Genomic DNA, 26,759 nt, shown 5'->3' with positions numbered 1-26,759 from the left:
CTAAGTGCAGCCGGGGACGGTGGTTGGATGGTCGGCATGGCCCACGAGCTCCTCATCGGCACCTACACCGAACGCCTCCCGCACGTCGACGGTCACGCCGAGGGGGTGCTCAGCGCCCGCTTCGACGGGTCGGACGTGACCGATGTGTCGGTCGCGGCGCGGGTGGCGAACCCGTCCTGGGTGACGGCCGCGCCCGGTGGTGAGCACGTGTACGCGGTGAGCGAGACGGAGCCCGACGGTGGCCTCTTCGCCTTCGCCCGCGCGGCCGACGGCTCGCTGACGGAGCTGGGCTCGGCGTCGAGCGGCGGGCCGTCTCCGGCGCACGCGGTGGTGCACCCGAGCGGGCGATTCCTCATCGCGGGGACGTACGGCGGCGGCACCGTGTCGGTGTTCGCGCTCGCCGCTGACGGATCGCTCGGAGAGCGCACCGCGTTCGTGCGGCACGAGGGCCGCGGACCCGACCCGGAGCGGCAGGATGCGCCGCACGTGCACCAGCTGAGCGTCGACCCGGTGAGCGGCGATGTCGTCGTCGTGGATCTCGGCATCGGCGAGGTGCGCTGGTACGCGTTCTCGGATGCCGGCGCGCTGACCCTCCGGCCGGAGGCGACCGTCGTGCTCGGTTCGGCGGGCCCGCGGCACCTGGCGTTCCATCCCGACGGCCGTCACGTGGTGCTGGTGAACGAGCTCGATTCCAGCGCCGACGTGCTGCGGCGGGAGGGCGACCGCTTCGTGCGGGTGCAGAGCACGACGACCCGGGCCGACGGGGCCGACGGCGACAACCTGACCGCCGCCGTGTGCATCAGCGACTCGGGCCGCACGGTGCTGGTGAGCAACCGCGGGGATGACGCGGTCGCGATCTTCGCGTTCGACGCCGAGGCGTCGCGGCTGAGTCTGGTGGACTCCGTCGCGGTCGGTGGCCGCACGCCGCGTGACCTCGTGATCGCGCCCGGGGGCGACCGGGTGCTGACGGCCTGCCAGGACAGCGACGAGATCGCGGTGCTGGCGTTCGACGATGCCCAGCGCAGCCTCCGTCTGCTCGGGACCTCGCCCGTCCCGACCCCGGTCTGCCTCCGCTTCGTCTAGCGCGGCGTCAGGTCGAGCGCGGCGTCAGCTTTCGCGCTGCATCAGGCGGGGTCGGGGGAGGCGGCGCGGCGCTCCGCGGGCGCGTCGACCGGACGCACGGCCGGTGCCGCCAGGAACGCGGCGACCAGCAGCGCGAGCACGAGGAACAGCGCGTTCAGGAGGCCGAAGTGCTGGCCGAGGAAGCCGATCAGCGGCGGACCGGCCAGGAAGGCGCAGTAGCCGATGATCGCGACCGCGGAGACGCGTGCGGCGGGGTTCGCGGCGCCGTCTGCGGCCGCCGACATCCCGAGCGGGAAGCCGAGCGAGACGCCGAAGCCCCAGAGAACGGTTCCGATGACGACCAGCCACATCGGGCCGCCCACGATGAACAGTACGAGGCCGACAGCGCCCATGCCGGCGGTGATCCGGATGGCATTGACGCGGCCGATGCGGTCGACGATCGGGCCGCCGACGACCCGGCCGACGGTCATCGCGACCACGAAGAAGCCGAACACGAGCGCGCCGACGGAGTTGGCCTGACCATGACCGTCGACGACGGCCAGCGAGATCCAGTCGTTCGCCGAGCCCTCGCCGAACGCCATGCCGAGCATGACGACGCCGATGAGGATGAGCCGCCAGTCGGCCCAGACGGCGAGCGACGTGCGCATGCGCTCGCCGAACGGGATGCGCTCCTTCTCGGCCGCCTCGTCGCCGAGTTCGGCCTCGCGCGGGATGTAGCGGACGGCCACGATCGCGATCGCGACGATGACCACGGCCGTGCCGAGCAGGTGCCAGACGACCGCGACCCCGAGCGCTGCGGCCGCCGCACCGATGCCGGCGCCGATCACCGTGCCGAGGCTGAAGCACGCGTGCATGAGCGGCAGAAGCGTCTTCCCGATCTCACGCTCGACGGCGGTGGCCTCGACGTTCATCATCACGTCGACCATGCCGTTGCCGAAGCCGAGCAGGATGAGCCCGACGGCGACCGAGGGGATGGAGTGGAAGGTCGTCGCTCCGAAGCCGATGAACAGGATGCCGATGGCGACGATCACGAGGCCGGCGACCATCCCGCGATGCGGGCCGAAGCGGACCAGGATGGGGGAGGAGACGGTGAGGCCGAGGATGGCGCCCACCGACATCCCGAGGATGAGGAGCCCGACGGCCGAGGGGTCCTTGCCCAGTCCCAGGTCGTCGCGGATGCCCGGGATGCGGGCCACCCAGGTCGCGAGGGCGAGCCCGGAGAGGATGAAGATGACGAAGACCGCGTTGCGCCAGGCGGTGAGCTCCCGACGGGAGCGCGTGGTGGTCGAGATCGGCTGTGACATCGGGCGAATTCCTGTGGGTTCGTCTGCTCGAATCGTTTCGATCGAAACGATTCGACTAAGCTATCACACGTGAACGAACCCAGCACAGCCCCTGCGGCCGTCCGGCCCACCCTGGCCGCGGTCGCCCGCCTGGCCGGTGTGTCGAACTCCACCGCATCGCTCGCGTTCTCCGGAACAGGCCCGGTCTCCGACGCCACCCGCGAGCGCGTGCTCGCCGCCGCGAAGCGCCTCAACTACGCCGGGCCCGACCCGCGGGCGCGCTCGCTGCGCCGCGGTCGCTCGGGCATCGTCGGTGTCGTGATGGAGGAGCGCGTGCGCGACGCCTTCCGCGACCCCATCAAGATCGCCCTGCTCGACGGCATCACGGAGGAGATCGGCGCGATCGACGCGGGCCTCCTCATCCTCACCGACGCCGGTGAGGCCGCGCAGCGGATCGAGGACGCCCCGATGGATGCGGTCGTGCTTGTCGGCTGCAGCCCGCGTCTCGACGAGTCGGTGGCGACTCTCCGCCAGCGCGGCATCCCGCTCGTCGCGATCGAGGGAGACCCGGCCGACGGCGTCCCGACGATCGGTCAGGACAACCGGGAGGCCACCCGCGTCGCCGCCCAGCACCTCTACGACCTCGGCCACCGCGACGTCTCGGTGGTGACGCTGTCGCTCACCCGCGATCGCGCGCGCGGACCGCTGACACCGGACCGCCTGGCGGCGGCCAGCTCCACCACCGCGCTCGACCGGCTCGCCGGCGCCCGGGACGTCTTCCCGGACGCCCCCGGCTGGGTCACGCGCGGGTCGTTCGTGGAGGAAGGACGCGCCGCCGGCCGTGCCCTCCTCGCCGACGCGCGGCACCGGCCGACCGCCGTCATCGCCCAGAGCGACCTGTTGGCCGCGGGCGTCATCCGTGCGGCGGAGGAGCTGGGTCTGGAAGTGCCGTGGGATGTCAGCGTCGTCGGTTTCGACGGTGTGCGCGTCGACGGCCTCTGGCCGTACGACCTCACGACGCTCGTTCAGCCCGCCGTCGAGAAGGGACGTGCCGCGGGACGGGCGGTCGTCGAGATGCTGGAGGGCGGGGAGCCGATTCCCTCCACATTCACGAGCGTTTTCCACCAGGGCAACACAACGGCGGCTCCACGGGTCTCCTCGGGGGCGCCGGTCGTAGGCTGACGGCATGGATCTCGAAGCCCTCTACCGCGACCTTCACGCCCACCCCGAACTCGCCTTCACCGAGCACCGCACGGCCGGCATCGTCGCCGAGCGGCTGACCGAACTGGGGCTCGAGGTGCACACCGGCATCGCCACGACAGGCGTCGTGGGCGTCCTGCGCAACGGCGACGGCCCGACCGTGCTGCTCCGAGCCGACATGGATGCGCTCCCTGTTCGCGAGCAGACCGGGCTCCCGTGGGCTTCGACCGAGACGGTGACCGACGAGGCGGGCAACGCCGTGCCGCTGATGCACGCGTGCGGCCACGACATCCACATCACCTGCCTGCTCGGTGCCGTCGAGGCGCTGAACGACTCGCGCGGCGAGTGGTCCGGAACCCTCGTCGCCCTCTTCCAACCGGCCGAGGAGCACGGCGGGGGAGCCCAGGTGATGGTCGACGACGGTCTGTATGAGAAGGTGCCGGTTCCGGATGTCGTGCTGGGGCAGCACGTGCTGCCGTACCCGGCCGGGATGGTCGGCGCGCACCCCGGTGCGGCCATGGCGGCGGTCGACACGATGGAGGTCACGCTCCACGGGCGCGGCGGTCACGGATCCCGGCCCGAGACGACGATCGATCCCGTCGTGATGGCGGCGGCGACGGTCATGCGCCTGCAGACGGTCGTGTCGCGCGAGATCTCGCCGCAGGACACCGCCGTCGTGACGGTCGGCAGCCTCCATGCCGGCACCAAGAACAACATCATCGCGGCCGAAGCCACGCTCGGGATCAGTGTGCGCAGCTTCAACGAAGAGGTCCGGCAGCGCGTGCTGGACGGCGTCCACCGCGTCATCGCGGCGGAGTCGCAGGCGTCCGGCGCCCCGAAGGCTCCGGATATGGAGTGGGGGGAGCGCTACCCCGTCACTGTGAACGACCCAGAGTCGACCGAGCGGGTCAACGCGGCCTTCGCGGCCGAGTTCGGGGTCGATCGGGTGCTGCACCCCGGCGCGCTCTCCGGCAGTGAGGACGTCGGCAATCTCGCGACGGCGGCCGGTGCCCCGCTGGTCTACTGGATGCTCGGAGGGGCCGATCCGGAGACGGTGCTCACCGCGATGGCGGCGGGTACGGTCGACACCGACATCCCGACCAACCACTCGCCGTTCTTCGCGCCGCTTCCGCAGCCGACGATCGACACCGGGGTCCGGGCGCTCGTGGTCGCTGCGCGGGAGTGGCTGGCGTAGGGGCTCACGGGCTGAGGGGCCGGCTTCGCGAGAGGCCTAGATCGTCGCGCCCGCACGCATCCACGTGCGGCCGCGAGCGCGCAGACCGAGCGTGAGCGCGCGGGCGCCGAGGTAGCCGAAGGCGAACGCCGCCGTCAGGGCGGCGAGGCCGGTCGCATCGTGCCCGCCCCAGACGGCGGCGGCGACCGCGAGCGGGACGAACGCAGCCACGTTCGCGAGGCCGGTGAGGGCGAGATACCGGGCGTCTCCGGCGCCGATGAGCACCCCGTCGAGCACGAACACGTACCCGCCCAGCGGGGCGCCTGCGCCCACGATCGCCATCGACAGCGGCAGCAGCGCGGCGACCGACGGATCGCTCGTGAAGACGCCCGCCGCGACAGGGCTCAGCGCGATCGTCACCAGGCCGAGAACCGCGCCCGCGCCGATTCCCCACTGCACGCACCGGCGCAGCACCGCACGGACGTTCTCGAGGTCGCCGGCCCCCAGCCCCTTCCCGATGAGTGCCTGCGCGGCGATGGCGAGGGCGTCGAGGGCGAAGGCGAGAGTCGCGAACACGGTCATCGTGACCTGGAAGGCGGCGAGTTCGTCCGGTCCGAGACGGGTTGCGGCGAAGACCGCCAGAAGCATGGCCGCACGCAGGCTCGCCGTGCGGAGGAACAGCCAGCCGCCGGCACGCGCCGTCCGGCCGATGCCGGTGTGATGGGGGAGGAGGGAGGCTCCGACCCGGCGGGCGTGACGGGCGACGATGATCGCGTACACCAGCACCATCGCCCACTGCGCCGCGACGGTACCGAGCGCCGACCCGCGGATGCCCAGTCCGGCGACGTAGATGAACAGATAGTTGAGCACGATGTTCGCGGCAAAGCCCGCGACCGCGACGGCGAGCGGCGTGCGGGTGTCCTGGAGTCCGCGCAGCAGCCCGGTCGCGGCGTAGACCAGCAGCATGGCCGGGAGCCCGAGCATGGACAGGCTCAGGTACTGGGTCGCCTGCTCGCTGACCTCGGACGACGCTCCGAACAGACTCACCAGGAACGGCGAGGCCGCCCACCCCGCGCCGGCGAGCACCACTCCGAGCACGAGCGCGAGCCAGCAGCCGTCCACGCCCGCCGCGACCGCACCGCGCTCGTCGCCCGCTCCCAGCCGCCGCGCGACAGCGGGAGTCGTGCTGTAGGCGAGGAACACCATCAGCCCAACGATCGTCTGCAGCACCGCACTCGCGATGCCGAGACCCGCGAGGGGCGCGACCCCGAGGTGCCCGACCATCGCCGAGTCGGCCAGCAGGAAGATCGGCTCCGCCACCAGAGCCCCGAGAGCGGGAACGGCGAGGCGGAGGATCTCGCGGTCGACCGGGCGGCGGAGAAGGGTGCTCACGACCATCCACGCTAGCCCGGGCCGCCGACGTCGTGTCGTCGGACCGATGTCGGTGGCCCTTCCTACAGTGGAGCCATGAGCCACCTGATGCCGGAACCCCTCGCGACCTGGACCTGGCGGCTCGAGCGCGTGCGCAACGGTCGCACGGTGCTCACCCGGGCCCAGGCGGCGACCGCGCGCACCGACCTCGTGAACGACCGCGCCGCGCATCCGGCCGACTACGCCGACTACGAGGAGGAGTACGCGACGGCTCTCGACGAGCTCGAGGTGCTGTCGCGGCAGGCCAACCGGCACGACGACCTCCTCACGGTCATGGCGGCGGACCGGCGCGCGGCCGAGCGAGAGGCCGCCGCGAACGGGACGGCGTCGGCCGGTGGGTCGACGAGCACGTCGGCAGCTCGCTCCCTCACGTCCCTCGCCACCGAGCACGACCGGGTGGCGAAGGGGCTGCCGGAGGCGCTCGACCAGTGGGTGCACCGGCTGATCCGGTACCGCGCGGGCGTGAAGATCATCACACCGATCGAGGCGGCGCGGGCTGAGATCCGTCTGCGCAACGAGGCAGACCTGCAGCCCGCCGCATACCGCACGGGCGTCGCTGCGGCGTACTACAACCGGGTGATCCGTGAACTCGGCGAGATCGCCACGGCGGAGCGTCCGGGCCGACGGGATGCTCCCGGGCTGACGCGCGGGCTCGGCGCGGCGCTCGTCTGATCTGTTCCCGCATGGGGTCGCGCCGGCCGTGTCCTCAATGGCGGGGTGCGGCTCGGCGATCCGCCACTACGATCGAGCCATACGCGTGAGCTGAACGGGGGGCGCGGTGAGTCCGAACGAGGCGGCAGAACTGCTGGGGGTGTCGCCGGGAGCGACAAGCGACGAGGTGGAGCGCACCTATCAGGCGCGGCTCGCTGAGGCCGGTGGCGACCCGCAGCGCCGTGATGCCCTGACCGCGGCACGGGATGCGCTGGCCGCGGCATCCGCCTGGCAGCCGCCCTACCCGCAGAACGCGCCGACGCAGCCGTATCCGCCGCAGAACGCGCCCGCTCAACCGACGCAGCCGTATCCGCCGCAGAATGCGCCGACCCAGCCGCAGCCTCCCTTCGCCCCGCAGCAGCCGTACGGCGCGGCGCCCCAGACGCCGAGCGGAGGGTCCTACCCCGGCGCAGCGCAGGGCGGCTACCCGCCGCCCGGCTATCCGCAGCAGGGGTACGCCCAGGCCGGCCAACCCCAGGCCGGCCAGCCGCAACCCGGCCAGCCCCAGCCCGGCCAACCCCAGCCCGGGCAACCCGCGCCGGGCTACGGCCCCGGTGCCTTCGGTGCGTACCAGGGCTACCCGCCCCCGCCACCCCGCAAGCGCATGTCGACCGGCGCCATCGTGGGTATCACGGTCGGCGGTATCGTCGGCGGGCTCGCCATCCTGCTGGTCGCGGTGCTCGTCATCGTCTCGATCGGCGCCAGCACCAGCCGGATCGCGCAGGCCGAGAGCAGCTCCAGCGCCTCGCCGTACGAGAGCGACCCGGGCGACGGCTCGTCCGACGACCCGTCCGAGGAGCCCTCGGACCCGGGCTCCGGCGACCCCGGTTCCGGCGATTCCGAGGTCGACGACTACGACGTCGACGGCGTTCACGTCCACTACGTCGACGGCTGGACCTTCGAGCTCACGCCCGGCCAGACCTGCGCCGGCGCGACCGTCACCGCCACGTTCGCCGACACCCCGGAGGGCGAGACGCTCGACTCGTGGACCACCACGGTCGACCTGGAGGCCGGTGTCCCGTACGACCTGACCATCCCCGACAGCGCCTCCGAGTACGACTACGCGGGCATCGAGTCGGTCCAGTGCGGCCAGGCGTGACACGGCGGCGCTGGCACGCCAGAAAACACAACTTTCACAAATTACTGAAAAAGGCGTAGCATCCCGCCCATGGATGCAGTGATCGACGTCGCCGGTCTCGAGAAGAGATTCGGCCGCGTACGTGCTCTCGATGGCCTCGACCTGACGGTGACGCCGGGCGAGGTTCACGGCTTCCTCGGCCCGAACGGAGCGGGGAAGTCGACCACGATCCGAGTCCTGCTGGGTCTCGCCCGGGCCGACGGCGGCCGCGCCACCGTCTTCGGGGGCGACCCGTGGAAGGACGCGGTCGCTCTGCACCGCCGCCTCGCGTACGTGCCAGGCGACGTCAGCCTCTGGCCCAACCTCTCCGGTGGAGAGGCGATCGACCTCCTCGCGCGCCTGCGCGGCGGCACCGCCGACCACGCGCAGTACGCCGCGCGCAAGAAGCGCCTCATCGACGTGTTCCAGCTCGATCCGACGAAGAAGGGCCGCGCCTACTCGAAGGGCAACCGGCAGAAGGTGGCCCTGGTCGCGGCGTTCGCGACGCCGGCCGACCTGTACATCCTCGACGAGCCGACCAGCGGACTCGACCCGTTGATGGAGGCGGTGTTCGATGCCGAGATCCAGCGCGTCGCGGCGGAGGGTGCGACGGTACTGCTGTCGAGCCACATCCTGTCGGAGGTGGAGCAGCTCTGCGACAGGGTCAGCATCATCCGTGCCGGCCGGACGGTCGAGACCGGGACCCTCGACGAACTGCGCCACCTGACCCGCACCGAGTTCTCGTTCAGCGCGGAGGGCGTCGCACAGGATGCGCTGGCGGCCCTCCCCGCCACGCACGACCTGAACGTGCTCAACGGCCGGGTGCGGTTCACGGCGGACAGCGACGCCGTGCCGTCGCTGCTCGGTGCGCTCTCGCGGTTGGAGGTGCGCGGCCTCACCGTCGCGCCGCCGTCGCTGGAGGAGCTGTTCCTCCGTCACTACGGCGACGACGTCACCGCCGATGAACGCGTCGGGGCGTCACGATGACCACGACCGTCGCGCCGGACCGTCCGGCGAGCACCGGCGAGACCGTCCCTCGCGCGAGCACGGGCTCGGTCCTCGGTGCACTCATGCGCCAGCGTCTGCGCCGCGACCGCTGGCAGATCCTGATCTGGCTCCTGTGCATCGCCCTTCTCGCGATGTTCTCGGCATCCGCCATCGATCAGACCTACGGGGACGCGAACGCGCGCGCGCAGTTGATCCGCCTCGCGATCGCCGACCCGACCATCATCGTGCTCCGGGGGCTGCCGCAGGGCACGTCGCTGGCGGCGGTCGCCTTCTTCGAGATCTACACGTTCCTGGCCCTGCTCGCCGGACTGATGAACACCTTCCTGGCCGTCCGCCATTCACGAGCAGAGGAGGAGTCCGGCCGTGCCGAGCTGGTCGGTTCGACGCCCGCGGGGCGCCTGTTGCCGACCACGGCGACGGTTCTGCATGCTGTCGCGGTGAATGCGGCCCTCGCCGTCGTGACCGCGCTCGGGTTCATCGCCGCCGGACTCCCGGCGTACGGGTCGTTCGTCGCCGGCGCTGCAACCGCCGGGGCCGGGTTCGCCTTCTTCGCGGTCGGCCTGCTGCTCGCCCAGCTAATGAGCACCTCCCGCGGCGCCAACGGCTTCGCGGCCGCGGTAGTCGTCCTCGCCTACCTCGTGCGCGGGATCGGGGATGCGATGGGCACGCCTTTCGGCGACGGGACGCACCTGCGTTCCGCGTGGCCCACCTGGCTCAGCCCGATCGGATGGGGCGAGCAGTTCGCGCCGTACACCGGTGACGACTGGCGGCCGCTGCTGCTGCAACTCGGCCTCGCCGTCCTGCTGATCGCTGCCGTGTTCGGGCTGCAGGCCGTCCGTGACTCGGGCGCCGGACTGATCCCGGAGCGGGCCGGTCGAGCGACCGCGCGCCCGGCGCTCGGCGGCGTCTTCGGTCTGGCCTGGCGACTGCAGTGGCCGACCGTGCTCGGCTGGACGATCGGCGGAGCCCTCGGCGGCCTTCTCGCGGGCGCGCTGGGCACCGTCATCAACAGCTCGATCGCCGACAATCCGGCGCTCTCGGGCATCCGCGACGCGATCGGCCGCATCGGCGGTGGCGGTTCGGGTCCGCTGACCCAGCTGTTCATCTCCGCGATCTTCTCCATCGTGGGTGTGCTCGCGGCGGCGTGTGCGGTGCAGACGGTCATCCGGCTCCGGCAGGAGGAGGCCTCCGGCACGGCCGAACTGGTGATGTCGGCCCCGGTGACCCGGACGCGGTGGCTGTTCTCGTACGTCGCCGTCGGCGTCATCGCCGTGCTGGCGGTGCTGCTCGCGGGGGCCATCGCCTCCGGACTGTCGGCGGTCGCCGCGGGAGAGGGCGCATCCACGTTCGGCGACTCGTTCGCCGCCGCCGCGGCGCAGGTGCCCGTAGCCCTCGTCTACCTCGGGGTGCTCACGCTGGTGTTCGTGCTCGTCCCGAGCTGGACGGCGCCGGTCGGCTGGGCCGCGCTCGGACTCGGGGCGTTCGTCGGCATCTTCGGCGGGTTGGTCAAGCTGCCGGAGGGCGTGCGGCACCTTTCGCCGTTCGCGGATGCGCCGGTCGTTGTCGGCGACGTCGACTGGACCGGTGGATACTGGATGCTCGGCATCACGGTCGTCGCGCTCGTCGGCGCCGCGGCCCTGATCCGCCGCCGGGATTTCGCGATCGGATAGACGGGACGGTGCCCATGGCCCAGGACGAGGCGGCGCTCGCCGAGGTGATGGAGCACTCCGCTGCCGTACTGACGGCCGCCGGGTTCCCGAAGATGCCGGCGCGCGTGCTGATGGCCCTGACCGTGACGGAGACGCCCGGGCTGACGGCCGCCGAGCTCGCCGAGCGTCTCGAGGTGAGCCCGGCGGCCATCTCGGGAGCCGTCCGCTATCTGCAGACGCTGGGCATCATCCGGCGTCTCTCGCAGACGGGGAGCCGGCGCGACCGGTACGAGATCCCGAGCGACTGGTACGCCCTCATGGTGCGCAACAGCCCCATCTACGGTGTGCTCGCCGACCAGGCGGAAGCGGGCCTCGCGGCGGTCGGAGACCCGGATTCGCCGGCGACCGAGCGACTGCGCGACATGGCCGGGTTCTACCGTTTCATCCAGGGTCGGCTTCCCGGGATGATCGCCGAGTGGGAGCAGGTGCGCAGCGCCCGCCAGCAGTGACCGCACTCGGTCGGAGCCGCGCCGTTATGCTGTTCGCGTGCCACCGGTAGCCGACCTCGGGATGGCGACGGTGGGCCTGTGCGCCGCGGCCGTCGCGGCCTTCATCGTCGTGGTCGTACGCCGCCGCCGCTCGGCTGCCGAAGCGGCCGACACCGTGGCCCGGGCGACCGCCCGCATCGACGCCCTGACCGGCACGACGTTCGACACCGTCCGCTACCGCGGCGAGGTCCCGCAGCTGGTCTTCGAGGGCGACCTGACGCAGGTGATGACGGTGGATCGGCTTCCGACGGTCGTCCGTGGTTCGTCCATCCTTCGAGCGGGCCAGCCGGGTCACCGCCAGGCTCTGGCGGACCTGCGCGGGGAGACGGTCTTCGTCGCGCGCTTCTCGGCCGAGGGCGAACTGGTGCTCGAGTTCGGCACCGGGTCGCTCGTCATCGAACCCTCGACATCGGCGTGAGCCGGTCGGCGACTCAGAACACGTACTCCAGCAGGTCGAGGCCGACCGCGCGCATGCCCTCGATGACCGCAAGGCGCTCGGGCAGGCTCGTGTCGTCGAAGTAGGTCGAGACGGCGTAGGTGACCCCGGCGCGTGGACCGCGGAGCACGCCGACCTCGCTGCGCACGCCCTCATCCGTCCCCGTCTTGTTGACAAGCAGGATGCCGTGCTCCGGGTGGCGGTGGGAGTGCGGGTCGAGGCCGAACGCACTGGAGACGAGCGAGAAGTCGCTGTTCAGCGACAACCAGGAGATGACGCGCTGGCTGGTGGCCGGGTTGACGATCTCGCCGCGGGCCAGCGCCGAGAACAGCCAGGTCAGCTCGTTCGCGCTGCCGACGGAGAGCTGCGGGGCGTCGTCCGGGCCGCGGTGGTCGCGCACCAGGTCGAGGAGGGCCGTGCGCGTCAATCCGAGCGACTCGGTGCGGGCGCTGACCGCCTCGAGACCCACCCGACGGAGGAGCACGTTCGTGGCGAGGTTGTCGCTCGTCGCACCGACGAGGGCGGCCAGGTCGGCGACCGGGAGGGACGGGACGTGCAGGTGCTGCCAGATGCCGGACTCACCGGCGATGTCGCGGGTGTCGCGGTCGAGGTGCGCCAGCGGACTGAGCTGACCGGACTGCAGGCGTGCCGCCACCTCGACCAGCAGCAGCACCTTGCCGATGCTCGCGGTCGGCATGACGACGTGATCGTCGACCGAGAACAGCACGGCGCCGGTGGACAGATCCGTCGCCCGGGCGGAGACCTGCACCCCCGAGACGGCGAGCCGGCCGAGGGCGTCGAACCCCCGGCTGAAGGTCTCGGTCGATCCCGGCGCGCGGTGACGGCCGCGGCGGGTGGCTGCCTGCCGGGCCCTCCGCGAGGACTCTTGCGCCTGGATCGTCACTGTGTCGCTGGGTCTTTCTTCCGAGTGCGGTGTACCGGAACTGCGGCGACCGTGCACCGGCCCCGCGGTCGGGGCCGCAGGGGTGCCCGCGGCGACGACAGGGACGATGTTACCCCGTGATCGGGGGTCATGGAGCGGCACGTCTCGACGGTCGCCGGCTCACCAGATGGTGACGCGCTCGGCCGGCGGAAGCCAGAGCCGGTCGCCGTCGCCGACCTGGAAGGTGTCATAGAAGGCGTCGATGTTGCGGACGATCTGGTTGCAGCGGAACTCGTTCGGCGCGTGCGGGTCGATCGCCAGGAGGCGGATGACCTCCTCGTCGCGGCCCTTCTGCTGCCAGGCCTGCGCCCACGACAGGAAGAACCGCTCGGCGCCCGTGAGCCCGTCGATGACGGGAGGCTCTTCGCCGTTCAGCGAGAGCAGGTAGGCCTTCCAGGCGATGCCGAGGCCGCCGAGGTCGCCGATGTTCTCGCCGATGGTGAGGGCACCGTTGACGTGGTGCTCGGGGACCTGGGCCGGGGCGAGTGCGTTGTACTGCTCGATCAGGCTGGCCGTGCGCTCCTCGAAGGCCGCACGGTCCGCCTCGGTCCACCAGTCCTCGAGGCGGCCGTCGCCGTCGAACTTGGAGCCCTGGTCGTCGAAGCCGTGGCCGATCTCGTGCCCGATGACCGCTCCGATGGCGCCGTAGTTGGCTGCGGCATCCCTGTCGGCATCGAAGAACGGGAACTGCAGGATGGCCGCGGGGAACACGATCTCGTTGAAGCCGGGGTTGTAGTACGCGTTGATCGTCTGCGGGGTCATGAACCACTCGTCGCGGTCGATCGGCGAGCCGATCTTGCCCAGCTCGCGCTCGAACTCGAAGAGCGCGGCGGCGCGTACGTTGCCGACGAGGTTCGTCGGGTCGATCTCGAGACGCGCGTAGTCGCGCCACTTCACCGGGTAGCCGATCTTGGGCGTGAACTTCTCGAGCTTGTCGAGGGCGCGCTCCTTGGTCTCCTCGCCCATCCAGTCGAGGGTGCGGATGCTCTGGCGGTACGCCTCGATCAGGTTGGCGACCAGCTCGTCCATCTGCTGCTTGGCTGCGGGCGGGAAGTGGTGCTCGACGTAGATGCGGCCGACCGCTTCGCCCATCGCGCCCTCGACCAGCGAGACGCCGCGCTTCCAGCGCACGCGCATCTGCGGGGTTCCGGTCAGCGTGCGGCCGTAGAAGTCGAAGTTCGCCTCGACGAAGTCGCCCGACAGGTAGGGGGCGGCGCCGTGGATGACCTGCCAGGTCAGCCAGTCGCGCCACGACTCGAGGCGGTCGTCGGTGAGGAGCTCCGCCAGCCCGGCGGTGAACGACGGCTGGCGGAGGACCACCTCGGCCAGCGCTCCCTGCGGGGCGTCCAGCGCCTCCGCCCAGACGTCGAGGTCGGCGGCTTGTCCGTCGGCGGCTCCGCCGGTGAACACGGCCTTGGCGTCGGCCCAGTCGTAGAGGTTGTAGGTCTTCTCCGAGTCGCGGGAGGCGACGTTGTCCCAGTGCTTGCCGGCGATCGCGGTCTCGAGGTCGAACACGCGCTGGGCCCGCTCGGGGGCGTCGTCGTAGCCGGCGAGCTCGAACATCTTCTGGATGTGCGCGACGAAGGCCTCGCGGACGGGCGCGAAGCGCTCTTCGCGGAAGTACGACTCGTCCGGCAGCGAGATGCCCGCCTGCTCGAGGAAGACGAGGTAGCGCCCCGGGTCGCCCGGGTCGTTGTCGACGAACAGCTGGTAGAACCCGCCGAGGCCGCGACGCTCCAGCTTCGCGATGGTCTGAAGCAGGCTCGGGATGCTGTCGACGCCCTCCGCGAAGGTCAGCTCGTCGCGGATCGCCTCCACGCCGAGAGCGTCGATGCGCTCCTCGTCCATGAAGCTCGTGTAGAGGTCGCCGAACTTTCGCTCCTCGGTGCCCTCCGGCGCGTTCTGCGCCTTTTCGACGATCTCGTGGACGGCGGTCTCCGACTCCTCGGCGAGGATCATGAACGAGCCCCAGCGCGCCTTGTCGGCCGGGATCTCGGTGGCCTCGAGCCACTTCCCGTTCACATGCCGGAAGAGGTCGTCCTGCGGACGGACGGCCGGGTCGAGTTCGTCGGTGCGGATGCCGGAGTCGAGCGTCATGCGCCCAGCCTACGGGTCAGGCGGTGGCGCGGGCCACCGAGCTCAGCCGGAGGTACGAGAGCGCGAAGAGCGAGGCCAGCGCGAGCTCGGCGAGGATCGACACGGTTCCGGACAGGCTGCCGAATCCGGCGAACGACAGCACGATGTTGACGATGGCGAGCAGCCCGTAGCCGGCAGCGAGCACACCGCTCAGCAGCGGCCGGTTGGTCATGCGCCACCAGGGTCGCGCGGCGGCCACCGGCTCACCCTGGCCGCGGAACACCCGCGTGACGAGGTACCACCCGAGCGTCTGCAGCACGGTGAGGACGATGGATGCGGGCTCCGAGTGGAGGGCGTCGAACAGCAGCACGAGCACCAGGGTCACCGCGAGGAGGACGACGATCACGATCGTCTTCTCGCGCGGGGTGGTGAAGCGCATGGTGTTTCCTCCTGGTGTTCAGCATCCAGGATGTCAGGGCGGCCCGGCGCGTCGCCGCAGGCTCGCCGTGTCGCCCGGACGGGGAGGCGTGTCGCGGGCGCGGAATTCGTATGCTTGCCCGGTGACCATCGCACCGTCCGACAGCTCCGCCGGCCAGAGTTCCGCCGGCCAGAGCTCCGCCGGCCAGACCGCGCCCGCGTGGACCCCGCCTCCCGGCTGGTACGGCGACCCGTACGACGCGCGCTCGCTGCGCTGGTGGAGCGGGGCGGAGTGGACCGCTTACACGTATCCCGTTCAGACGCAGCCCGTCCAACCCGCGAAGAAGCCCAAGCCGCCGCACAAGTGGATCGGCCGGTTCGGCGGGTGGATCTTCGCCGGCTCCAGCGTCTTCATCTGGCTCTGGCTGTTCGGCTTCAGCTTCTTGTTCAACGCCATCGCACCGCACGCGGACGATGACGGACCGGCGGTGCTCTCCCCGTTCCTCCTGGTGACGGGAGCGGCGACGGTGGCAGCGGCCATCCTCTACACGATGGCCTACCGGCTGAAGCCCGCCGACGGGCTGTCCGCGTCGCGCCTCGTCATCATCGCGGGCGTCGGTGGCCTGGCCGCGACGCTCGTCGCGGCCCCGATCAACACCCTGATCAATGTGTTGAGCGGCGGGACGTCGTCGCACCCGAGTGGGCTGCCTCTGGTGCTCGCGGGCGTGGTGGAAGAGCTGGTCAAGGTGACCGCGGCGATCCTTCTGGCCCTCCGGCTGCCGGTCAAGAACGCCCGGATCGGGCTGTTCGTCGGCGGTGCCGTCGGGCTGGGGTTCAGCGTCATCGAGAACCTCAGCTACCTGCAGGAGGCGTTCGCCCGCGGGCAGGACTCGCCGCTCGGCTTCGGCGTGTTCGTCGGGACGGCGATCGGGAGGGAACTCACCGGCCCGTTCCTGCACCCGGTGTTCACCGCCCTCCTCGCCGCGGCCGTGTTCGGTGCGACGCGCAACGGCCGCTTCCGGGTGACGTTCGGTGTCGTGCTGGCGTACCTCGGTGTCGCGGCGGCCCATGGGATGTTCAACGGAGCCGCATGGCTGTCACAGAACGTGCCGTGGCCGGCGGCGGCGCGCGGGGGCGCCATCCTGCTGTTCGACCTCGTGTTCGTCGTGGCCAGCGGGGTCACCTGGCTGCTGATCGCGCGGAGGATCCGGCGCAGGTCGGAGCAGGAGGCAGCGCAGCAGGAGGCGTCGGACCAGCAGGAGGCGGATCAGCGCGCGGCGACGAACGCGTCCTCGGCGGCGTAGTCGAACCACCGGTCGGTCCGCGCCCGCTCGACGAGGTTCGGGAACACCGCCTCCCACGTCTCCTGCCGACGCTCCGCGGCGAGCACTTCGCGCACCGTCCAGTCGATCGTGGACTCCACCGCTTCGGCGTAGGTCACCGACTGCCGGTAGCCGAGCTCGACGGTCGCCGCCGTCATGCTCAGCAGCAGAGGATGCGCGACCGTCCACGGCGTGCTGCCGACGCCATCGATGGGCGGCCCGGGGAACGCGACGATCTCCACGTCGTGATCGAGTGCCCGGAAGATGATCCGCGCGATCTCCGCGACGCTGAGTTCGTCCCGGTCCACCGCGTTGAGCACGCGCCTGCCGGGCTGCGCGGCGCACAGGGCGACGAGTTCTGCGATGTTCACCGTCGATGAGGTGCTGAACCGGTTGGACCCGTCGTCGGAGAGCACGATCCGCTTCCGGCCGTCGAGGGCGCGCTTGATGAAGTACCACTCGCGGAGCGCAGGGCTGAACGGCCCCTGGATGGCGCCAGGGCGCAGGATGCTGACCGGCAGATCGTCGACGGCGAGCAGCCGACGCTCCATCGCGGCCTTGAGCGGCGAGTACGTCCGCTTGTCGTTGTCGACGGTCGGGTCGCTCTCCCGCAGCGGGACGGGATAGCGCGGGAAGTCGTCCGGCCCGGTCACCACATCCAGGTACCCGCCGTCGGCGCCGACGTACACCGAGCCCGTCGAGATCACGACGAGCGACCCGACGTCTCCGGCCAGCTGCGCGAGCTGGTCGGCGTGACGCGGCTCGTAGGCGACAGTGTCGAGCACGAGGTCGTGGCCGCGCGCGCGGTCGAGCAGCGCGTCGGTGTCTTCGCGGTCCAGCCGGATGCTCGTCACATCCAGGTCGGCGAGGTCGGTGTCGCCGCGGTGCGGTCCGCGGTGTGCGAGCAGCACCGACCAGCCGTCGAGCGCGAGGCGCCGGGCGGCCGCAGAGCCGATCTGTCCGGTGCCGCCGATGATCATGGCGGTGCGCGTCGTGGCGGTCATGCGGTCACCGTACCCCGGGGAGGCACTCCGAGGTGGGCCGGAGACGTTACCGGATGAGGGTGCGCGCGAGGGCGACGTACTCACGCGCGTTGGCGTCCGGCAGGTACGCCTTGCCGATCGCGTTGCCGATCGCCGGGAGCGCGACCGCATCCGGGTACGCCATGTAGATGGTCTCGTAGGTGGGGTTGAACTTGCTCTTGAACGAGAACAGGGAGGCGAACCCGTAGGCGGGCTCGAGCGTCCGGGCGAGGAACGCGAGCAGCCGGTCCATCGCCGTCGGATCGTCCGCGTCCTCGTCGTCGAGCGGTTTCGTGGCGAGCGGTGCGCCCGACAGGCTCAGCACCTCGATGCCCTCGTCGCGCATGTGCTGGGCGGCCGAGGCGATGACGAACTCCATGATCCCCGACATCGAGCCGTCCGCACGCCGCATGAAGTCGATCGTGTAGCCGACCACCCGGCCGTCGCGCCAGCTCGGCAGCCAGCTGGTGACGGCCTGGAGCCCGCCGTCGGGGTCGAAGGCCAGGTACAGCCGGACGTCCGGATCCTTGAGCTCGTCGATGCCGCCGAGGGTGAAGCCCATCTCGGGCAACTCCTTCTCGGAGACCCACTGCTCGCTGACGGCCGTGATCTGCGTCTGGATCAGCGGGGAGAGATCGTCCCAGGTCGTCCAGAGCGTCGAGATGCGCGCCTTGACACCGCGGTTGTGGGCCTGCCGCACCTTCTGCCATGGCTTGCCCACGAGGTCGAAGGTCTGCGGGTGCATCAGCGTCTCCTCGCCGACGGACATCGTCGGCCAGCCGAGAGCGTCGAAGACCGGGAGGTACTCGCCGTGGATGCTGTAGAAGACCGGCGTCCAGCTGTTCGCGTCGCAGAACTGCACGAATTCGACGATGGTCCGCTCCGCACGCTCCGGCCGGCACACCGGGTCGGAGAGGGTGATCGCGATCCCGTTGATGACCCGGTAGGCGATCGCGGACTCGCCGTCGGAGCTGAACCAGTAGACGTTGCCCGGCCAGGTGCCCATGAAGCCGAGCGTTCCGCCACCGCCCTGGCGCAGCAGCGACCGGAAGTGCTCCTCGTCGGCCACGGTGCGGCCGGTGAACGTCGCGCGGTACAGCTGCAGGGTGGCGAAGATGAACACGATCCAGAACACCGGCCCGACCCAGTGGTAGAGCACGACCACGATCGGGGAGGTCGGCACGATCGGGGTGCCGAGCAGCGACAGGAAGCCGGCCGGGACGAAGCGGCGCAGCGCCGAGGAGAACACGTCGGCGACGGTGGCGTCCGGCACGAACTCGGTGAGGGAGGCGAGCCCGGCGATCAGGTACGCCAGCGCAAGGAGCGCGAAGGTGCAGAACACGATGATCGCGAAGCGGACGGCGGCCTCGCGCGGCGACCGGATCTGGAACTGCCGGCGGGTGGCGATCAGCAGCGCGATCGACGCGATCGGAACCAGTAGGGCAGCCAGCAGCCACAGCAGCACCTCGAGGGCGGGAGCGAGAGCGTCGATGCTCTGCACATCCAGGTCGACGTCGCCGCCGAGCGCGGTGAACGGCAGCAGCAGCATCGCCGCGTTGACCGCGATGCCGAGGATCAGGGCGAACCGGCGGCCGCGGCGCAGGCCGATGGCCGTGAGGAGCAGCAGGGCCAACGGCAGGATCGAGAGCAGCAGCGGACCCGGGCCCTGCACCGACACCATGAGCAGCTGACTGCGGCAGTTGCTCGTGTACGAGACGTCGCAGCGCGCCATGACCGCGGCGACATCCACCTCGGGGCGCTCGAACAGGGCGGCGACGAACGAGAGCGGGCCGAACCCACCGGGAGGGAGCAGGGCGAGCAGCGGACCGAACGCAGTGATGGCGATGATGGCGGCGACCAGCGTGCGCGTCTCGGCGTGCGAGCTGCGGTGCAGCCGACGGAGGCCGCCTCGACGGAGCAGGACTCCCAAGCCGAGACCGAGCAGGGCCGCGATGAGCCGGTAGACGTTGTTCTGGTCGCCGTTGTAGAGCACGAAGACGAGCACGACCGCGAAGGTGAGCAGCCGGATGCGCCTGCGCCACAGCGCGCTGGCGAACGCGCTCGCCGTGATCAGCGTGCCGACGATGCCGACCGTCGGGTCGAGGGTGAAGTCGAACTCGGTGGCGGTCGCCCACAACTCGCCGACGTTCGCCGCGCCCCACTGCAGCAGGACGCCGAGGGTGATGCCGAGCACTCCGGTGACCAGGAACGCGAGGACGGTGCGGGCCGTGCCGATCAGCCGCTCCGCCGCGGCCATCACCGTGAGGGCGAGCACGACCGCGATGATCGTCTGCGCGAGGTCCTCCGGCACGAAGAGCGCCGTGAACGGGGTCCACCAGAAGCCGGCCCGGATGGTCGTGGTGACGCCGGCCGCCCAGACGAGCGCGTCACCGCCGACGGTCGCGGCGCTCCACAGCGTCCCTGTGACGATGGAGGTCGCGAGCACCACCACCGCCAGCGCGATGCTGGCCGGAGCGATGCGCCCGTAGCGGGTCAGCATCCGCCCGAAGCCGTCGCCGCGCTGCTCGGAAGCCGTCTCGGCCGAGCCCTCGGGCGCGGGGGAGCTCGGGGGCGTCGACGTCGTCCGGTCGGTGTCTGCGTCGCTCATTCGGGCCTCCGTCACACTGGGCTCGGTCCGAGGACAGGCTAGAGGATGTCGGAGCCCGCGCGGGTCAGATCTCGCGGAGTCGTTCGGCCAGGTAGCGGTCGAGTCCCTCGAGCGGGATGCGCTCCTGCTGCATCGTGTCGCGGTCGCGGACCGTCACGGCGTCGTCCTCGAGCGAGTCGAAGTCGACCGTGACGGCAAGCGGCGTTCCGATCTCATCCTGCCGACGGTACCGGCGTCCGATCGCGCCCGAGTCGTCGAAGTCGACGTTGCGGCGCTTGCGCAGCCGGTCGGCGAGACCGCGGGCGAGCGGGGACAGGGCCTCGTTGCGCGAGAGCGGCAGCACGGCGACCTTGACCGGCGCAAGGCGCGGGTCGAGGCGCAGCACCGTGCGCTTGTCGGTGCCGCCCTTGGCGTTCGGCACCTGCTCCTCGTCGTACGCGTCGACCAGGAACGCCATGAGCGCGCGCGTCAGGCCGAACGACGGCTCGATCACGAACGGCACGTAGCGCTCGTTCTTGTTCTGGTCGAAGTAGCTCAGGTCTTTGCCGGAGTGCTCGATGTGCGTCTTCAGGTCGAAGTCGGTGCGGTTGGCGACGCCCATGAGCTCGCCCCACTCGCTGCCGACGAACTCGAACCGGTACTCGATGTCGATGGTCCGCTTCGAGTAGTGCGCCAGCGATTCCTTGGGGTGCTCGAACCGGCGGATGTTGTCCGGCTTGATGCCCAGATCGGTGAACCACTCCCAGGCGAGGTCGATCCAGGTCTCGAACCACTCCTCGTCGGTGCCCGGCTCGACGAAGTACTCGATCTCCATCTGCTCGAACTCGCGGGTGCGGAAGATGAAGTTACCCGGCGTGATCTCGTTGCGGAACGCCTTGCCGATCTGGCCGATGCCGAACGGCGGCTTCTTGCGCGAGGTCTGCAGCACCGAGGCGAAGTCGGTGAAGATGCCCTGCGCCGTCTCCGGGCGCATGTAGTGCAGGCCGGACTCGTCGTCGACGACGCCGAGGTAGGTCTTCATGAGGCCCGAGAACTGCCGGATCGGCGTCCACTGGCCGACCTTGTCCGGGTGGTCCGGGTCCGGGATGTCGTCGAGGCCGTTCGCCGGCGGGTGGCCGTGCTCGGCCTCGTACGCCTCGAACAGGTGGTCGGCGCGGTAGCGCTTGTGGGTGATGAGGGACTCGGTCAGCGGGTCGCTGAACACCTGGACGTGACCGGACGCCTCCCACACGGCGGTCGGCAGGATGATGGCCGAGTCGAGGCCCACCATGTCGCCGCGGCCGCGCACGAAGGAGTTCCACCACTCGCGCTTGATGTTCTCCTTCAGCTCGACGCCGAGGGGACCGTAGTCCCACGCCGACCGGGTTCCGCCGTAGATCTCTCCGGAGGGGAAGACGAATCCACGGTGCTGAGCCAGCGTGATGACGGAATCCAGTCTCGACGGTGCGGCCATGGTGCTCCCTGTGCGGTGCGGGTGTGTGGGGGACCCGTCCATCCTACTGAGGAAGCCGCACCGTCACCGCGCCGAGCGGAACTCCTGCTCGAGGATGGCGTAGACGGCGGTGTCCGACCACTCGCCCTTGAAGATCTCGGTCTCGCGCAGGAGAGCCTCCTGGCGCATCCCGAGACGCTCGCACAGGCGGGCCGATGCGTCGTTGCGGGCGTCGAGCTGGGCGAAGACCCGGTGGGCGCCGAGGGTGTCGAAGCAGAGTTCGAGCACCCGCTGGGCCGCCTCGGTCGCGTAGCCGGCTCCGTGGACGGCCGGGTGGAAGACCCAGCCCATCTCGAACTTGCCCCAGGTCGCGTTCTTCAGGAAGAGGCTGATGTCGCCGATCACGCGGCCGCGGCCGCCCTCGGCGTCGGCCAGCTCCACGGCGAACACGATGCCGTCGCCGTTCTCGGCCAGCCGGTTCATGGCGATCCGCTTGCGCAGGTGCTCCGCCGACTCGTCGTGGTCGTGCACCTCCCAGTAGAGGTAGCGGACGACGTCCTTCAGTTTCTGGTAGGCGTGCACGTCCTCCAGGTCGCCCGTGTTCAGCGGGCGCAGCAGCAGGCGCTCGGTGCGCAACTGCTCGGCGGCGTAGGGCAGGCCGCTCGCGCCGTGCGGCGGGATGACGGCGGTCGTGGTGGCTTCTTCGTCGCTCACGGTCGCTCCTCGTGCTGTGTGGTGCGGGATGGTGCTGTGGTTCAGGATGCCGCGGACTCGTCGTCCACAGCGGTGAGGCGGGGGCGGGCGCGCTCGGCGTCCACATCCACGCCGAAGACGGCGGCGGCGCCGTCGATGAAGGACTGCGCGTCGCCCTGCCGGGCGAGCTCGCGCGCGCGGACCGACGGGGTGTGGAGCAGGACGCCGGCCAGGTGACGCAGGGCCGCCTCGGTCTGCTCGCTGCCGTCGCCGCGGTTCCTGGCGCGCTCGATCTCGGCGTCGAGGACGTCGAACACGTGCTTGCGCAGCGCGACGAGTGCCGGGGTGACCTCCTGCTCGGCGGTCCGTGCGCGGTACTCGGCGGCGGCCGCGTCCACGATGCTGCGCGCGTCGTCCGCGGCCTGAAGCTCGGTCAGCGGCGCGTGGATGCTGATGGTCTCGAGGTCGAGCAGCTCGACGCCGAGCAGCTCGGCGACCGTCGGGTCGACGTTGCGGGGGAGGCCGAGGTCGATCACCAGGCGGCGCTCGACCGCGCCGGGCAGGGCGACGGCGTCGGCGAGGATGGGCCGGGTCAGGACGTAGTCGGTGACCGCCGAGCAGGTGACGACGAGGTCGCTCTCCGCCAGCGCGTCGACGAGGCCGTCGGCGGCGACGGGCGCGATGTCGTGCGAGAGGGCGAACTTGGCCGCGCGACCCGACGGCGAGTACACCCGCACGTCGGTCACGCCGCGATCGCGGAGGGCGGCGAGGCTCGCGCCCGCGTACTTGCCGGTGCCGACGAGGAGCACGCGCGTCTGCGCCCAGTCGCTGATCCGGCTCTCGGCGAGGTCGAGGGCGAGGCGGACGAGGGAGCGGCCGGCGGTCATGATGCCGGTGCGGTTCTTCACGCCGCGGGACGTGCGCGATGCCACCTGGAACAGGCGCTCCAGCTCGCTCGTCACCGATCCGTCGCGGCGGGCCGACTCCAGTGCGCGTCGCACCTGGCCGGCGATCTCGCCCTCGCCGACCACGACCGACTCGAGGCCGCTGGTGACGGCGAACAGGTGCTCGGCGACCGCGTGGTCGCTGTAGACCGCGCTCGCGCCGCGGAGCAGGTCGGGGTCGATTCCGGCGGCGCTGCTCACCGCATCCAGCACGGCCTCGGTGGAGACGGCGCGGGCGGCCGGGAGCGGCTCGTCGATGTCGAGGTAGGCCTCGAAGCGGTTGCAGGTCGCGAGGACCACCGAGCCCGAGACGATGTCGCTGTGCTCCGAGAGTGCGGCGGTGATGGCCGGAGCGTGACGCTCGAGCCGTTCCAGGAGGTCGAAGTCCGCCGTCCGGTGACTCGACGAGAAGCACAGAAGCACGGAGGAAAGCCTACGCTCGCGTCGGAGCAACCTCGAATCGGGGCCCAGGTTCCCTTCAGCCGGGCGTTCTCGCGGGAGAGCCCTGGCACAATCGTGTAGTGACCACCCTCGCCTCCGACCATCCCCTCGCCGCCGGCCTCACCGCCTCCAGCCCCCTCGTCCGGGCGTACCAGGGCGAACGCCAGGAGGTGACCCCGGTCTGGTTCATGCGTCAGGCGGGGCGCTCTCTGCCCGAGTACCGCGAACTGCGGGTCGGGACGCGCATGCTCGACGCCTGCCTCGACCCGGCGATGGCGAGCGAGATCACACTGCAGCCGGTGCGGCGCCATGGTGTCGACGCGGGCATCTTCTTCAGCGACATCGTCGTCCCGCTGAAGCTCGCGGGAGTGGATGTGGAGATCGTGCCGGGCAAGGGGCCGGTGTTCGCTCAGGCCATCCGAACGGCGGCGGATGTCGAGCGCCTGACGGCGATCGATCCGGCGTCGCTCGACGAGAGCGTCTTCGCGCCGATCCAGGGGGCCGTGCGCCTCACGGTTGCCGAGCTCGGCAGCACCCCGCTGATCGGCTTCGCCGGCGCTCCGTTCACGCTGGCCGCCTACCTCGTCGAGGGCGGTCCGTCGAAGGACCACATCCGCGCGCGGACCCTCATGCACGCGGACCCGGAGGCGTGGGCCCGCCTGATGGAGTGGACGGCCGACGTCTCCGGCGCGTTCCTCCGCGCCCAGGTGCTCGCCGGCGCGAGCGCCGCCCAGCTCTTCGACTCGTGGGCTGGGTCGCTCTCGCTCCACGACTACGTGACCCACGTCGCCCCCGCCTCGGCCCGGGCGCTGTCGCACGTCCGCGACCTGGCGTACGAGCTTCCCCGCACCGCGGCAGCCGGCGACGCCGAGCCCGCGCTCGACGACGTCGTGAGGAACGTGCCGCTCGTGCACTTCGGCGTCGGCACCGGCGAGCTGCTCAAGGCGATGCACGAGGTCGGGGCGGATGCCGTGGGCGTCGACTATCGCATCCCGCTCGACGAGGCCAGCCGCCGTCTCGGGCACGTCGTCCCGGTGCAGGGCAACGTCGACCCGGCGATGCTGGACGCGCCGTGGCCGGTGCTCGAAGCACACGTCCGCGACGTGCTCGACCGCGGCCGCGAGGCGCCCGCGCACATCCTGAACCTCGGTCACGGCGTCCCGCCGGAGACCGACCCCACTGTTCTGACGCGCGTCGTCGAGCTGGTGCACGGGTGGCGACCGGAGTGAGCGGCGAGGGCGACGACATCGGCGAGGAGATCCGCCACGCGGTCGAAGCGCCGCCCACGCGCATCGTCGTCGTCGGCGGTGGGATGGCCGGGCTGGTCGTCGCGCGCGAGTGCGCCCGTCCGGGGTTCGAGGTCACCCTCCTCGAGGCCTCCGACCGCGTCGGCGGGAGTGTCGCGCCGCTTCCCCTCGGCGGGATGACGCTGGATGCGGGTGCCGAGAGCTTCGCGACCCGAGGCGGCCACGTCTCCGAGCTGCTCAGCGACCTGGGTCTCGACGACGAGGTGGTGCAGCCCAACCCCTCCGGTGCCTGGGTGCGCCACGGGAGCCGCTCGGTTCCCCTCCCCAAGGCCGGGCTGCTCGGCATCCCGAGCTCGCCGCTGGCGAAGGATGTCGTAGCGGCGATCGGCTGGCCGGGCGCTCTGCGCGCCTACCTCGACCGTCTGATGCCGGTGCTCAAGATCGGCAAGGAGCGTCGCCTCGGCACGCTCGTCCGCAAGCGCATGGGAAGCAGAGTGCTCGACCTCCTCGTGGCCCCGGTCGCGACCGGCGTGTACTCGGCCGCACCCGACGAGCTGGATGTCGAAGTGGTCGCCCCGGGGCTCAACTCCGCGCTCACCCGGCTGGGCTCGCTGTCCGGCGCGGTCGGCGAACTGCGATCGGCGTCGAAGGCGGGGAGCGCGGTCGGCGGGATCCGCTGCGGGATGTGGCGGCTGCCGGAGGCGCTCGCCGCAGACGTCGAGGCGCGCGGCGGGACGGTTCGCACGGGCGCCGCAGTCGCGGCCATCGACCGGTGGAGCGCGCCGGATGCCGAGGAGACGGCGCGCGCTGTCATCGAGTCGGTGCTGGCCGAGTCGCTCGCGGGCGACGAGGCGACGGCGACCGTCCCGGACGCGGAGGCGTCCCGCCCGGCCCGCTGGGTCGTGCGCACGACCGACGGCCACGAACTCCCGGCCGATGTCGTGGTGCTCGCCGCTCCGGCCGACGCCTCGCTGCGGCTCCTTCCCGCACTCGAGACGTCGCCGGGCGACACGGGCGCTCTCGCCGACCTCGCGGGCCTGGACTGGCCCGCCGCCTCCAGCGTCGAGCTGGTGACCCTCGTGATCGACGACGACCGCCTCTCGACCACCCCGGTCGGGACGGGCGTGCTCGTCGCCGACGTGCCCGGCACGGATGTTCGTGCCAAGGCGATGACCCACTCCAGCGCGAAGTGGGCCTGGGTCGCGGAGGCCGCCGGACCCGGCCGCCATGTGGTCCGGCTCTCCTACGGACGCGCCGGTCGCGCGGCGGAGACTCGGGATGTGGACGACGCCGGACTGCGCGCTCTGGCGGTCGCCGACGCGTCCCGGTTGCTCAATATTCCGATCGCGGAATCCTCTGTGACCGCATTCGCCCGAACCCCCTGGACGAACGCCCTCCCGTATGCGACAGTGGGGCAGCGGGAACGCATCCAGCGGGTCCGCACCGAGGTCGACGGCGTCGAGGGTCTCGAGGTCACCGGGTCCTGGCTGACCGGTACGGGCCTCGCCTCCGTCATCCCGGATGCGCGCCGGACTGCCGAGCGCGCGCGAGGTCTACGCTGGAGGGCCCTGACGGCCGCTCTCCAGGCGGACGCCTCAGGAACCACCGAACAGGGACTCGACACTTAGGAGACGGAATGCGCGGCAAACTCCTCTTCGTCGCCGGAGCGGCGGTGGGCTACGTGCTCGGCGCCCGCGCCGGACGCGAACGGTACGACCAGATCAAGGCCGCGGCGACGCAGGCGTGGCAGTCGCCGGGCGTGCAGAAGCAGGTGCACGCGGTGGAGGACTTCGTGTCCGCGAAGGTCGGCGAGTTCCCCGAGACCGCGTACATCACCGTGAAGAAGCTCGTCGTGCAGGCGAACCGCCGCCGCCGCGAGGCCCGGGCGCCGTATCCGTCGCCCGCCGCCGAAGCCGCCATCCGCGCGGGAGACGGCAGCAGCGACACGTCGTCCTGACGGGGGTACTGTACGGA

At 71.3% G+C, this 26,759-nt stretch carries 23 protein-coding genes; 13 read left to right on the top strand and 10 right to left on the bottom strand.

Annotated features, from left to right (window positions below; genetic code table 11):
- The first annotated feature begins 36 nt into the window (after window positions 1–36).
- On the top strand, window positions 37–1,083 hold the full coding sequence (locus BLR91_RS17470) for a lactonase family protein (RefSeq protein ID WP_089879613.1): 1,047 nt from the start codon (window positions 37–39) through the stop codon (window positions 1,081–1,083).
- 41 nt (window positions 1,084–1,124) lie between these two features.
- Here BLR91_RS17470 and BLR91_RS17465 read toward each other — a convergent pair whose 3' ends face one another.
- Window positions 1,125–2,387: an MFS transporter gene (locus BLR91_RS17465; protein WP_089879616.1), complete on the bottom strand. Its 1,263-nt coding sequence runs from the start codon at window positions 2,385–2,387 to the stop codon at window positions 1,125–1,127.
- 69 nt (window positions 2,388–2,456) lie between these two features.
- Here BLR91_RS17465 and BLR91_RS17460 point away from each other — a divergent pair, with 69 nt between their 5' ends.
- On the top strand, window positions 2,457–3,548 hold the full coding sequence (locus BLR91_RS17460) for a LacI family DNA-binding transcriptional regulator (protein WP_018189141.1): 1,092 nt from the start codon (window positions 2,457–2,459) through the stop codon (window positions 3,546–3,548).
- Window positions 3,549–3,552: 4 nt separating this feature from the next.
- Entirely contained in the window at window positions 3,553–4,761 is a 1,209-nt protein-coding gene (locus tag BLR91_RS17455) for an amidohydrolase (protein WP_089879619.1), read from the top strand.
- A 36-nt stretch (window positions 4,762–4,797) separates the two neighbouring features.
- Here BLR91_RS17455 and BLR91_RS17450 read toward each other — a convergent pair whose 3' ends face one another.
- Window positions 4,798–6,138 carry an MATE family efflux transporter gene (locus BLR91_RS17450; RefSeq protein ID WP_089879621.1) on the bottom strand — a complete coding sequence of 447 codons (1,341 nt, stop codon included), beginning with the start codon at window positions 6,136–6,138 and terminating at the stop codon, window positions 4,798–4,800.
- A 69-nt stretch (window positions 6,139–6,207) separates the two neighbouring features.
- On the opposite strand from BLR91_RS17450, the gene BLR91_RS17445 reads away from it, so the two are divergent.
- From BLR91_RS17445 to BLR91_RS17420, 6 genes are all read left to right on the top strand, one after another.
- On the top strand, window positions 6,208–6,843 hold the full coding sequence (locus BLR91_RS17445; protein WP_089879624.1) for a hypothetical protein: 636 nt from the start codon (window positions 6,208–6,210) through the stop codon (window positions 6,841–6,843).
- Between the two features lie 106 nt (window positions 6,844–6,949).
- Window positions 6,950–7,981: a hypothetical protein gene (locus tag BLR91_RS17440; RefSeq protein WP_089879626.1), complete on the top strand. Its 1,032-nt coding sequence runs from the start codon at window positions 6,950–6,952 to the stop codon at window positions 7,979–7,981.
- Window positions 7,982–8,050: 69 nt separating this feature from the next.
- Window positions 8,051–8,986 (top strand): ABC transporter ATP-binding protein, encoded by a 936-nt coding sequence (locus BLR91_RS17435; protein WP_172823230.1) that lies wholly within the window; start codon window positions 8,051–8,053, stop codon window positions 8,984–8,986.
- Window positions 8,983–10,677, top strand: coding sequence for an ABC transporter permease (locus tag BLR91_RS17430; RefSeq protein WP_089879631.1), 1,695 nt, complete (start codon window positions 8,983–8,985; stop codon window positions 10,675–10,677). Before BLR91_RS17435 ends, BLR91_RS17430 begins: the two co-directional genes overlap by 4 nt.
- Before the next feature lie 14 nt (window positions 10,678–10,691).
- Entirely contained in the window at window positions 10,692–11,165 is a 474-nt protein-coding gene (locus BLR91_RS17425) for a GbsR/MarR family transcriptional regulator (RefSeq protein WP_018189148.1), read from the top strand.
- A 37-nt stretch (window positions 11,166–11,202) separates the two neighbouring features.
- Window positions 11,203–11,622 (top strand): hypothetical protein, encoded by a 420-nt coding sequence (locus BLR91_RS17420; protein ID WP_231374292.1) that lies wholly within the window; start codon window positions 11,203–11,205, stop codon window positions 11,620–11,622.
- 13 nt (window positions 11,623–11,635) lie between these two features.
- Here BLR91_RS17420 and BLR91_RS17415 read toward each other — a convergent pair whose 3' ends face one another.
- The 3 genes from BLR91_RS17415 to BLR91_RS17405 form a co-directional block, all read right to left on the bottom strand.
- Window positions 11,636–12,544 (bottom strand): serine hydrolase, encoded by a 909-nt coding sequence (locus tag BLR91_RS17415; RefSeq protein WP_020076096.1) that lies wholly within the window; start codon window positions 12,542–12,544, stop codon window positions 11,636–11,638.
- A gap of 159 nt (window positions 12,545–12,703) precedes the next feature.
- Window positions 12,704–14,680 (bottom strand): M13 family metallopeptidase, encoded by a 1,977-nt coding sequence (locus BLR91_RS17410; RefSeq protein ID WP_089879634.1) that lies wholly within the window; start codon window positions 14,678–14,680, stop codon window positions 12,704–12,706.
- Between the two features lie 16 nt (window positions 14,681–14,696).
- On the bottom strand, window positions 14,697–15,098 hold the full coding sequence (locus BLR91_RS17405; RefSeq protein WP_089879636.1) for a hypothetical protein: 402 nt from the start codon (window positions 15,096–15,098) through the stop codon (window positions 14,697–14,699).
- Window positions 15,099–15,219: 121 nt separating this feature from the next.
- Between BLR91_RS17405 and BLR91_RS17400 the strand changes: the two genes are divergently transcribed.
- A complete protein-coding gene (locus BLR91_RS17400) occupies window positions 15,220–16,380 on the top strand; it encodes a PrsW family glutamic-type intramembrane protease (protein WP_089879639.1) in 1,161 nt (386 codons plus the stop codon).
- Here BLR91_RS17400 and BLR91_RS17395 read toward each other — a convergent pair.
- From BLR91_RS17395 to BLR91_RS17375, 5 genes are all read right to left on the bottom strand, one after another.
- Window positions 16,344–17,402 carry an NAD-dependent epimerase/dehydratase family protein gene (locus BLR91_RS17395; protein WP_089879642.1) on the bottom strand — a complete coding sequence of 353 codons (1,059 nt, stop codon included), beginning with the start codon at window positions 17,400–17,402 and terminating at the stop codon, window positions 16,344–16,346. The two genes, BLR91_RS17400 and BLR91_RS17395, sit on opposite strands and share 37 nt — an antisense overlap.
- A gap of 46 nt (window positions 17,403–17,448) precedes the next feature.
- Window positions 17,449–20,028, bottom strand: coding sequence for a DUF2156 domain-containing protein (locus BLR91_RS17390; protein WP_089879645.1), 2,580 nt, complete (start codon window positions 20,026–20,028; stop codon window positions 17,449–17,451).
- Between the two features lie 64 nt (window positions 20,029–20,092).
- On the bottom strand, window positions 20,093–21,481 hold the full coding sequence (locus BLR91_RS17385; RefSeq protein ID WP_018189158.1) for a glycine--tRNA ligase: 1,389 nt from the start codon (window positions 21,479–21,481) through the stop codon (window positions 20,093–20,095).
- A 63-nt stretch (window positions 21,482–21,544) separates the two neighbouring features.
- Window positions 21,545–22,174 carry a GNAT family N-acetyltransferase gene (locus BLR91_RS17380; RefSeq protein ID WP_018189159.1) on the bottom strand — a complete coding sequence of 210 codons (630 nt, stop codon included), beginning with the start codon at window positions 22,172–22,174 and terminating at the stop codon, window positions 21,545–21,547.
- Window positions 22,175–22,215: 41 nt separating this feature from the next.
- Window positions 22,216–23,520, bottom strand: a complete 1,305-nt coding sequence (locus BLR91_RS17375) for a glutamyl-tRNA reductase (RefSeq protein WP_089879648.1) — start codon at window positions 23,518–23,520, stop codon at window positions 22,216–22,218.
- 98 nt (window positions 23,521–23,618) lie between these two features.
- On the opposite strand from BLR91_RS17375, the gene hemE reads away from it, so the two are divergent.
- The 3 genes from hemE to BLR91_RS17360 are packed head-to-tail and all read left to right on the top strand — an operon-like array spanning window position 23,619 to window position 26,742.
- On the top strand, window positions 23,619–24,767 hold the full coding sequence (gene hemE / locus BLR91_RS17370) for a uroporphyrinogen decarboxylase (protein WP_089879652.1): 1,149 nt from the start codon (window positions 23,619–23,621) through the stop codon (window positions 24,765–24,767).
- A complete protein-coding gene (gene hemG, locus BLR91_RS17365; protein WP_442911252.1) occupies window positions 24,764–26,413 on the top strand; it encodes a protoporphyrinogen oxidase in 1,650 nt (549 codons plus the stop codon). Before hemE ends, hemG begins: the two co-directional genes overlap by 4 nt.
- An 8-nt stretch (window positions 26,414–26,421) precedes the next feature.
- Window positions 26,422–26,742, top strand: a complete 321-nt coding sequence (locus BLR91_RS17360) for a hypothetical protein (protein WP_089879656.1) — start codon at window positions 26,422–26,424, stop codon at window positions 26,740–26,742.
- The last annotated feature ends 17 nt before the right edge of the window (window positions 26,743–26,759 follow it).

The organism is Leifsonia sp. 466MF (assembly GCF_900100265.1).
Classification (GTDB): Bacteria; Actinomycetota; Actinomycetes; order Actinomycetales; family Microbacteriaceae; genus Leifsonia.
Note: the sequence above shows the minus strand (reverse complement) of the source record. Positions and strands in the feature narration are given on the sequence as shown.

Bases quoted from the DNA above. Each gene is read 5' to 3' on its own strand.
- BLR91_RS17470 (WP_089879613.1), top strand. From the start codon at position 37: ATGGCCCACGAGCTCCTCATCGGCACCTACACCGAACGCCTCCCGCAC.
- BLR91_RS17465 (WP_089879616.1), bottom strand. From the start codon at position 2,387: ATGTCACAGCCGATCTCGACCACCACGCGCTCCCGTCGGGAGCTCACC.
- BLR91_RS17455 (WP_089879619.1), top strand. From the start codon at position 3,553: ATGGATCTCGAAGCCCTCTACCGCGACCTTCACGCCCACCCCGAACTC.
- BLR91_RS17450 (WP_089879621.1), bottom strand. From the start codon at position 6,138: ATGGTCGTGAGCACCCTTCTCCGCCGCCCGGTCGACCGCGAGATCCTC.
- BLR91_RS17445 (WP_089879624.1), top strand. From the start codon at position 6,208: ATGAGCCACCTGATGCCGGAACCCCTCGCGACCTGGACCTGGCGGCTC.
- BLR91_RS17435 (WP_172823230.1), top strand. From the start codon at position 8,051: ATGGATGCAGTGATCGACGTCGCCGGTCTCGAGAAGAGATTCGGCCGC.
- BLR91_RS17430 (WP_089879631.1), top strand. From the start codon at position 8,983: ATGACCACGACCGTCGCGCCGGACCGTCCGGCGAGCACCGGCGAGACC.
- BLR91_RS17425 (WP_018189148.1), top strand. From the start codon at position 10,692: ATGGCCCAGGACGAGGCGGCGCTCGCCGAGGTGATGGAGCACTCCGCT.
- BLR91_RS17410 (WP_089879634.1), bottom strand. From the start codon at position 14,680: ATGACGCTCGACTCCGGCATCCGCACCGACGAACTCGACCCGGCCGTC.
- BLR91_RS17405 (WP_089879636.1), bottom strand. From the start codon at position 15,098: ATGCGCTTCACCACCCCGCGCGAGAAGACGATCGTGATCGTCGTCCTC.
- BLR91_RS17395 (WP_089879642.1), bottom strand. From the start codon at position 17,402: ATGACCGCCACGACGCGCACCGCCATGATCATCGGCGGCACCGGACAG.
- BLR91_RS17390 (WP_089879645.1), bottom strand. From the start codon at position 20,028: ATGAGCGACGCAGACACCGACCGGACGACGTCGACGCCCCCGAGCTCC.
- BLR91_RS17385 (WP_018189158.1), bottom strand. From the start codon at position 21,481: ATGGCCGCACCGTCGAGACTGGATTCCGTCATCACGCTGGCTCAGCAC.
- BLR91_RS17360 (WP_089879656.1), top strand. From the start codon at position 26,422: ATGCGCGGCAAACTCCTCTTCGTCGCCGGAGCGGCGGTGGGCTACGTG.